The following is a 7,090-nucleotide window of genomic DNA, read 5'->3' on the forward strand; positions in this document are numbered from 1 at the left end:
TCGTGGGACACATATGGTCTGGATTGATTACGCCATCATTGCGGTGATTGGTTTTTCCTGTCTGGTTAGCCTGATCCGTGGCTTTGTTCGTGAAGCGTTATCGCTGGTGACTTGGGGTTGTGCTTTCTTTGTTGCCAGTCATTACTACACTTACCTGTCTGTCTGGTTCACGGGCTTTGAAGATGAACTGGTCCGAAATGGAATCGCCATCGCGGTGCTGTTTATCGCGACGCTGATTGTCGGCGCTATCGTAAATTACGTGATAGGTCAGCTGGTCGAGAAAACCGGTCTGTCAGGAACGGACAGGGTGCTCGGGATCTGTTTCGGGGCATTACGAGGCGTGCTGATTGTGGCCGCGATACTGTTCTTCCTGGATACCTTTACCGGGTTCTCCAAAAGTGAAGACTGGCAGAAATCGCAGCTCATTCCAGAGTTCAGCTTCATCATCAGGTGGTTCTTTGACTATCTGCAAAGCTCGTCGAGTTTCTTGCCCAGAGCGTAACCCGCTCTGAGATGTGGCTTAACGAGGAAAAGACGAATGTGCGGTATTGTCGGTATCGCCGGTTTCATGCCGGTAAACCAGTCGATTTATGACGCGTTAACGGTGCTTCAGCACCGTGGGCAGGATGCTGCGGGTATCATCACCATTGATGCAAACAACTGCTTCCGTTTACGTAAGGCGAATGGCCTGGTAAACGATGTGTTTGAAGCCCGCCATATGCAGCGTCTGCAAGGTAATATGGGGATCGGTCACGTTCGTTATCCTACTGCTGGCAGTTCCAGCGCCTCTGAGGCACAGCCTTTCTACGTCAACTCACCGTATGGCATCACGCTTGCTCACAACGGCAACCTGACCAACGCGCATGAGCTGCGTAAAAAGCTGTTTGAAGAGAAACGTCGCCACATTAACACCACCTCTGATTCAGAAATCCTGCTCAACGTGTTCGCGAGCGAGCTGGATAACTTCCGCCACTATCCGCTGGAAGCAGACAATATCTTTGCCGCCGTTGCTGCGACAAACCGCCAGATCCGCGGTGCCTACGCCTGCGTGGCGATGATTATCGGTCACGGAATGGTCGCTTTCCGCGATCCAAACGGTATCCGCCCGCTGGTGCTCGGTAAGCGTGACCTGGGTGATGGCCGTACCGAATATATGGTTGCCTCTGAAAGCGTGGCGCTGGACACCCTGGGCTTCGAATTCTTGCGTGATGTAGCCCCTGGCGAAGCGGTCTATATCACTGAGAAGGGCCAGCTGTTTACCCGCCAGTGTGCAGACAACCCGGTCAGCAACCCGTGCCTGTTCGAATACGTGTATTTCGCCCGTCCGGACTCGTTTATCGATAAGATCTCCGTCTACAGCGCCCGCGTGAACATGGGAACCAAGCTGGGTGAGAAGATTGCCCGCGAGTGGGACGATCTGGACATCGACGTGGTCATTCCTATCCCGGAAACGTCCTGTGATATCGCGCTGGAAATCGCTCGCATTCTGGATAAGCCATACCGTCAGGGCTTCGTGAAGAACCGCTACGTTGGCCGTACCTTTATCATGCCGGGTCAGCAGCTGCGCCGTAAGTCCGTGCGTCGTAAACTGAACGCTAACCGCGCTGAGTTCCGCGACAAGAACGTGCTGCTGGTGGATGACTCCATTGTGCGTGGCACCACCTCAGAGCAGATTATCGAGATGGCGCGTGAAGCCGGTGCGAAGAAAGTATATCTTGCCTCTGCGGCGCCAGAGATTCGCTTCCCGAACGTGTATGGCATTGATATGCCTACCGCGAACGAGCTGATTGCCCACGGCCGTGAAGTGGACGAGATTCGTCAGATCATCGGTGCCGATGGCCTGATTTTCCAGGATCTGAACGATCTTATCGACGCGGTGCGCGCCGAGAACCCGGATATTCAGCAGTTTGAATGTTCCGTGTTTAACGGGGTTTACGTCACCAAAGATGTTGATCAGCAGTATCTGGACTATCTCGATTCGCTGCGCAACGACGATGCGAAAGCCGTCCAGCTGCAAAACGATCTCGAAAGCTTAGAGATGCACAACGAAGGTTAATTGTGCAGGCAAGTGAGGGCCTTCGCCCTCACTTGCAACTCCCCGCAAAATCCTGCACAGTCTGCCCTGAAATCAGTAAGGGCGAAAATCATGAAACGACTCATTGTTGGGCTTAGCGGCGCCAGTGGCGCGATCTACGGCGTGCGTCTGCTGCAGGTGCTGCGTGACGTGGCGGAAGTCGAAACCCATCTGGTGATGAGCCAGGCGGCGCGTCAGACCCTCTCCCTCGAAACCGATCTCTCCCTGCGCGATGTCCAGGCGCTGGCGGATGTGGTACACGATGCCCGCGATATCGCTGCCAGCATCTCCTCCGGCTCGTTTAAAACCGCGGGCATGGTGATATTGCCCTGTTCAATAAAGACCCTCTCCGGCATCGTTAACAGCTATACCGACACGCTGGTGACGCGTGCGGCAGACGTGGTGCTGAAGGAGCGTCGTCCTCTGGTGCTTTGCGTGCGCGAAACGCCGCTGCATCTGGGGCATCTGCGTTTAATGACCCAGGCCGCTGAACTGGGCGCGGTGATCATGCCGCCGGTGCCGGCGTTTTATCATCGTCCGGCCTCGCTCGATGACGTGATTAATCAGACAGTGAACCGCGTGCTGGATCAGTTTGATATCGACCTGCCCGAAGACCTCTTCACCCGCTGGCAGGGCGCCTGATTCTGTGCACAAACAGCGTGCATGAACAGAGACGATGCCCTGTTTCAGGGCAAAATTGCAACGGCGATCATATCCTCGACATTTAATTCGTTTTTTCCCTTTTTCTCTTTCCGGTTCGTTCGGCAGACCTGCTATCTTTCACCATTAAGGCAATATCGCAACGTTTTATTAACATATTTAACGTCGAAGTTTTGACCCGACGGCAATGTGGCATAAGACCTGCAAGAGAAGCCTGCAACACAACACACAACACAATACATAATAAAATCACGGTACTTGAGGGTAAATGTATGAAGAAGACGGTTCTGGCTCTGTCTTTGCTGGTGGGGTTAAGTGCAGCAGCAGGTAGCTACGCAGCGCTTCCACAGACAGTGCGTATCGGTACAGACGCAACCTACGCGCCATTCTCTTCCAAGGATGCGAAAGGCGATTTCGTAGGGTTTGATATCGATCTGGGTAATGAGATGTGCAAACGCATTGCGGTGAAATGCACATGGGTGGGCAGCGACTTTGACGCGTTAATTCCGTCGCTGAAAGCCAAGAAAATCGACGCCATTATCTCTTCTCTTTCCATCACCGAAAAACGTCAGCAGGAGATTGCCTTCTCTGACAAGCTCTACGCCGCGGATTCCCGTCTGATTGCGGCAAAAGGCTCCCCCATTCAGCCAACCATTGACTCCCTGAAAGGCAAGCATGTCGGCGTGCTGCAGGGGTCGACTCAGGAAGGTTATGCCAATGCAAACTGGCGTGAGAAGGGCGTTGACGTGGTGGCTTACCAGAACCAGGATCTGATTTATTCTGACCTGGCGGCCGGTCGTCTGGATGCGGCATTCCAGGATGAGGTTGCCGCAAGTGAAGGCTTCCTGAAACAGCCGGCAGGTAAAGACTACGCCTTTGCTGGCCCGTCCGTGAAAGACAAAAAATACTTTGGTGACGGCACCGGTATTGGCCTGCGTAAAGATGATACCGAGCTGAAAGCCGCCTTCGACAAAGCGTTTGCAGAACTGCGCAAAGACGGTACCTACGACAAACTGGCGAAGAAATACTTCGACTTCAACGTCTACGGTGATTGATACTCGATGATGGTGCACTGTTCTGGTGCATTGCGGGTGTGATTGATCCAATATGGTGCGTTTCGTGCACCGTATTGGATCGCTGTGTGCATACTTACGCATTTATCATGCAAAAAATCTCGCCTGAAAGGCATTAATCTTTGCCTGATGGCGTGGATTGATGGCACATTAGCACCACCCCGTCGTCGTAAAAATCACGTAAGAAGACAGTTTGTTGAGGACAGATATGAAAAAACTCGTGTTGTCGTTATCTCTGGTGCTGGCCTTTTCCAGCGCTACCGCGGCGTTCGCAGCAATTCCGCAGAAAATTCGTATTGGTACCGACCCTACCTATGCCCCGTTCGAATCTAAGAATTCGAAGGGTGAACTGGTCGGTTTTGACATTGATCTGGCCAATGAGCTGTGCAAACGCATCAAAGCGCAGTGTACCTACGTTGAGAACCCGCTGGATGCGCTGATCCCTTCGCTGAAAGCAAAAAAAATCGACGTTATCATGTCCTCACTTTCCATCACTGAAAAACGTCAGCAGGAGATTGCCTTCACCGACAAACTCTATGCGGCAGATTCTCGTCTGGTGGTGGCTAAATCGTCTGACATCCAGCCAACCCTCGAATCACTGAAGGGCAAACGCGTGGGCGTGCTGCAGGGCACTACCCAGGAAACCTACGGTAATGAACACTGGGCACCGAAGGGGATTGAAATCGTCTCTTATCAGGGCCAGGAAAATATCTACGCTGATCTGACGGCAGGCCGTATCGACGCCGCTTTCCAGGATGAAGTCGCCGCGAGTGAAGGCTTCCTGAAGACGCCGGTAGGTAAAGATTACAAATTTGGCGGCCCATCCATTAAAGATGTGAAGTTGTTTGGTGTCGGCACCGGTATGGGTCTGCGTAAAGAAGACAACGAGCTGCGCGAAGCGCTGAACAAAGCGTTTGCTGAAATGCGCGCGGATGGCACGTACGACAAACTGGCGAAAAAGTACTTCGATTTTAATGTTTACGGCGGCTAATCGCCCCGTCAAATAACGTGCGGCCCCTCCCGCTCAGGGAGGGGATAAGACACGGTCCATCACTCACGATACGACAGGGCTCGCGGTATGCTGTACGGATTTTCTGGCGTTATTTTACAGGGCGCGCTTGTCACCCTTGAGCTGGCTATCAGCTCCGTGGTGCTGGCGGTGCTGATAGGTCTGGCAGGCGCAGGGGCGAAGCTTTCGGCTAACAAACCGCTGGCGCTGATTTTTGAAGGTTATACCACGCTGATTCGCGGCGTTCCCGATCTGGTGCTGATGCTGCTTATCTTTTACGGGCTGCAGATCGCACTTAACAGCGTGACGGACGCCATGGGAATGGGACAGATCGATATCGACCCGATGGTGGCCGGTATTATCACTCTCGGTTTTATCTACGGCGCGTACTTTACCGAAACTTTCCGCGGCGCTTATATGGCGGTACCGAAAGGACACATAGAAGCGGCGACCGCCTACGGTTTTACCTCCTCCCAGACGTTTCGCCGGATTATGTTCCCGGCCATGATGCGCTACGCGCTTCCGGGCATTGGCAACAACTGGCAGGTTATCCTCAAGGCCACGGCGCTGGTCTCTCTGCTGGGTCTGGAAGATGTGGTAAAGGCCACGCAGCTTGCCGGTAAAAGTACCTGGGAGCCGTTCTACTTTGCGGTGGTGTGTGGCGTGATCTATCTGGTCTTTACGACCGTCTCCAATGGTGTGCTGCTTCTGCTCGAACGTCGCTACTCCGTGGGTGTGAAGAGGGCTGACCTGTGATTGAGATTATTCAGGAATACTGGAAATCGCTGCTGTGGACGGACGGCTATCGCTTCACCGGCGTGGCCATTACGCTGTGGCTGCTGATCTCTTCGGTGGTGATGGGTGGCATTCTGGCGGTGTTTCTTGCCATTGGCCGCGTGTCGAACAATAAATTTATTCAGTTCCCGATCTGGCTGTTTACCTACGTATTCCGTGGTACACCGCTTTACGTACAGCTGCTGGTGTTCTATTCGGGCATGTATACGCTGGAGATTGTGAAAGGCACCGAGATGCTGAACGCCTTCTTCCGCAGCGGCCTGAACTGTACGGTGCTGGCGTTGACGCTCAACACCTGCGCCTACACCACCGAGATTTTCGCCGGGGCCATCCGCTCCGTTCCTTACGGAGAAATCGAAGCGGCGCGCGCGTACGGCTTCTCGTCGGTGAAACTGTACCGTTGCATTATTCTGCCGTCGGCGCTGCGTATCGCATTGCCAGCCTACAGTAACGAAGTGATTTTAATGCTCCACTCCACCGCGCTGGCCTTTACCGCCACGGTGCCCGACCTGCTTAAAATCGCCCGCGATATCAACTCTGCGACCTATCAGCCGTTTACCGCGTTTGGCATTGCGGCAGTGCTCTATTTGATTATTTCATACGTCCTGATTAGCCTGTTCCGTAAGGCAGAAAAGCGCTGGTTGCAGCATATAAAACCCTCTTCGACGCACTGAGAATGATGATGGCTGAGAACAAATTAAACGTAATTGATTTGCACAAACGCTACGGCGAACATGAAGTGCTGAAAGGGGTGTCGCTGCAGGCAAATGCAGGCGACGTGATCAGTATTATCGGATCATCTGGCTCGGGGAAAAGTACCTTCCTGCGCTGCATCAACTTCCTCGAAAAGCCGAGTGAAGGCTCAATTGTGGTGAGCGGGCAGAATATCAATCTGACCAGGGATAAAGACGGCCAGCTGAAGGTGGCAGATAAGAACCAGCTGCGCCTGCTGCGTACGCGGCTGACAATGGTGTTCCAGCACTTCAACCTCTGGAGCCACATGACGGTCCTGGAGAATGTCATGGAAGCGCCGGTTCAGGTGCTGGGTTTAAGCAAGCAGGAGGCCCGTGAGCGCGCGGTGAAATACCTGGCGAAAGTGGGTATCGATGAGCGACAGCAGATAAAGTACCCGGTGCATCTCTCTGGTGGTCAGCAGCAGCGTGTCTCTATCGCCCGCGCGCTGGCGATGGAGCCTGAAGTATTGCTGTTCGACGAACCGACCTCAGCACTTGACCCGGAACTGGTTGGCGAAGTGCTGCGCATCATGCAGAAGCTGGCGGAAGAGGGTAAAACCATGGTCGTGGTAACGCACGAGATGGGCTTTGCCCGCAACGTCTCGAACCACGTGATCTTCCTGCATCAGGGGAAAATCGAAGAGCAGGGACATCCGGATGAGGTGCTGGCGAATCCGCAAAGCCCGCGTTTGCAGCAGTTCCTGAAGGGCTCTTTGAAGTAGGTTTTGCCTTTCTCCCTCTCCCC

Annotated in this window: 8 protein-coding genes; all 8 read left to right on the top strand. The window is 53.7% G+C overall.

The features are described 5' to 3' along the window. The first annotated feature begins 13 nt into the window (after window positions 1-13). The 8 genes from cvpA to hisP all read left to right on the top strand — a co-directional run bounded on the left by cvpA (window position 14) and on the right by hisP (window position 7,067). Window positions 14-502, top strand: a complete 489-nt coding sequence (gene cvpA, locus M8370_RS18440; protein ID WP_000262116.1) for a colicin V production protein — start codon at window positions 14-16, stop codon at window positions 500-502. Between the two features lie 36 nt (window positions 503-538). Further along, the gene (gene purF, locus M8370_RS18445) at window positions 539-2,056 is read left to right on the top strand and encodes an amidophosphoribosyltransferase (RefSeq protein ID WP_014832786.1); all 1,518 of its coding nucleotides are present in this window, start codon (window positions 539-541) and stop codon (window positions 2,054-2,056) included. Window positions 2,057-2,146: 90 nt separating this feature from the next. Next, window positions 2,147-2,716, top strand: coding sequence for a UbiX family flavin prenyltransferase (locus M8370_RS18450; RefSeq protein ID WP_020690624.1), 570 nt, complete (start codon window positions 2,147-2,149; stop codon window positions 2,714-2,716). A gap of 290 nt (window positions 2,717-3,006) precedes the next feature. Further along, complete coding sequence (argT, locus tag M8370_RS18455) at window positions 3,007-3,789, top strand: lysine/arginine/ornithine ABC transporter substrate-binding protein ArgT (protein ID WP_013098132.1); 783 nt, start codon at window positions 3,007-3,009, stop codon at window positions 3,787-3,789. A gap of 226 nt (window positions 3,790-4,015) precedes the next feature. Beyond that, window positions 4,016-4,798, top strand: a complete 783-nt coding sequence (gene hisJ, locus M8370_RS18460; RefSeq protein WP_008502592.1) for a histidine ABC transporter substrate-binding protein HisJ — start codon at window positions 4,016-4,018, stop codon at window positions 4,796-4,798. A gap of 87 nt (window positions 4,799-4,885) precedes the next feature. Beyond that, window positions 4,886-5,572, top strand: coding sequence for a histidine ABC transporter permease HisQ (locus M8370_RS18465; RefSeq protein WP_013098131.1), 687 nt, complete (start codon window positions 4,886-4,888; stop codon window positions 5,570-5,572). After that, a complete protein-coding gene (locus M8370_RS18470; protein ID WP_008502590.1) occupies window positions 5,569-6,285 on the top strand; it encodes an ABC transporter permease in 717 nt (238 codons plus the stop codon). The genes M8370_RS18465 and M8370_RS18470 overlap by 4 nt, the downstream gene beginning before the upstream one ends. 8 nt (window positions 6,286-6,293) lie before the next feature. Then, window positions 6,294-7,067 (top strand): histidine ABC transporter ATP-binding protein HisP, encoded by a 774-nt coding sequence (gene hisP, locus M8370_RS18475; RefSeq protein WP_020690627.1) that lies wholly within the window; start codon window positions 6,294-6,296, stop codon window positions 7,065-7,067. The last annotated feature ends 23 nt before the right edge of the window (window positions 7,068-7,090 follow it).

This window comes from Enterobacter cloacae complex sp. OE43NF, from assembly GCF_023544405.1.
Taxonomy (GTDB): Bacteria; Pseudomonadota; Gammaproteobacteria; order Enterobacterales; family Enterobacteriaceae; genus Enterobacter; species Enterobacter cloacae.